This window comes from Bradyrhizobium sp. LeoB3 (assembly GCF_055456055.1).
Map to the genome: position 1 here is coordinate 1 of NZ_JBVBEF010000301.1, position 1,100 is coordinate 1,100.

Genomic DNA, 1,100 nt, shown 5'->3' on the forward strand with positions numbered 1-1,100 from the left:
GAAGCACGGCCCAAGATTGGTCCACGAGCGACCTGATCAATTCGCTGCGACGATGCCGGCACACGGCAGCTGGGGCGAATAGTTGCTCGTGCACTACCCTAAGCGCCGCAGCCAATCGGCCCGGCTTGTCCTCATAGACCGCGCCGAACTTCTGCTCGAGGAATGCCCAGTCGATCGTCCGCGCCAGCTGCACCAGCGCATGGTTCATGTCGATGATCGCGTCCAGCCGCGAGCGCAGAAGGTCGGCCTGTCCGCTGTCCCGTCGTTCCTTGGGTCGCATCGTCCCCTCCGTTGCGACCACGGAATCACGACACGCGATTCGACGGAATCCCAGAAATCAAATTGCAAGCTTTCGGGCCTTCAAATCCAAAAAGCTTGCAATCCCGACCCTCGCTCCGATCCAAAATTCGACTCCCGCTCAATGACTTGGGAGCTTCTTCACGGACGACTCGTTGGCTCCGCTGTTTAGCAGGGATACTGACGCCGTTAGAAAAAAGATTGCGATCGCAACGTGACTGCGCCAGGTCGATAGAGGGACGATATTGATTGTAAGCCCGCCTCAGCGCGACAAGTTACCTCTCAAACCGCAGTCCATTACTGCCTCTTTGCATTGAAGCTATCGAACATTTTCCATCCGTCAATGAGCGATTTCGACCACGACCGCTGCGCGAAGTCCCATTGGCACTTGAGCGCTTCGGAAGAGCTTGTGCAGCCGGCAAGACTCGTCAGGTAGTCGGCTTGGTCCTGTAGGCGGGAAGCTGCAAATCCCAATACTTCCTTTGCTGCCACTGCGGACATCTTCCTTTGCATTTCATTAAATGATCTTAGCAATTCGGGAGGCGTAAACGGGCCATCGGATCCAGCTGTATTTTCCTTTGTCATAGGTGCTCCTAATGATCGGGATCGGTTTTCCGGGTTTATTGCAGATCAAAGTGAACTCGCGATTGAGGTTGAGTGAACGATGCTAGTTTATCTAAAAAGTTCGATCACTTCCTTGATCAGAATCAAACCGCTGGCGCTTTTAGGTAGTGTGCGGAAGGTTCTGCAAAAGCCTGAGAGGCTGGAGCGGTCATGGTAAGTCCGGTGATTGCGAAGATCAC

General features: G+C 54.2%; 2 protein-coding genes. Both read right to left on the reverse strand.

What is annotated here, in order from left to right; all coding sequences use genetic code 11:
• On the reverse strand, nucleotides 1–280 hold a 280-nt coding region (locus ACZXDY_RS45985), incomplete at its 3' end, for a transposase (RefSeq protein ID WP_464350023.1).
• A gap of 314 nt (nucleotides 281–594) precedes the next feature.
• On the reverse strand, nucleotides 595–882 hold the full coding sequence (locus ACZXDY_RS45990) for a hypothetical protein (RefSeq protein ID WP_130232033.1): 288 nt from the start codon (nucleotides 880–882) through the stop codon (nucleotides 595–597).
• Nucleotides 883–1,100: the final 218 nt, after the last annotated feature.

Coding starts and splice junctions, on each gene's coding strand:
- ACZXDY_RS45990 (WP_130232033.1), bottom strand. CDS start 882: ATGACAAAGGAAAATACAGCTGGATCCGATGGCCCGTTTACGCCTCCC.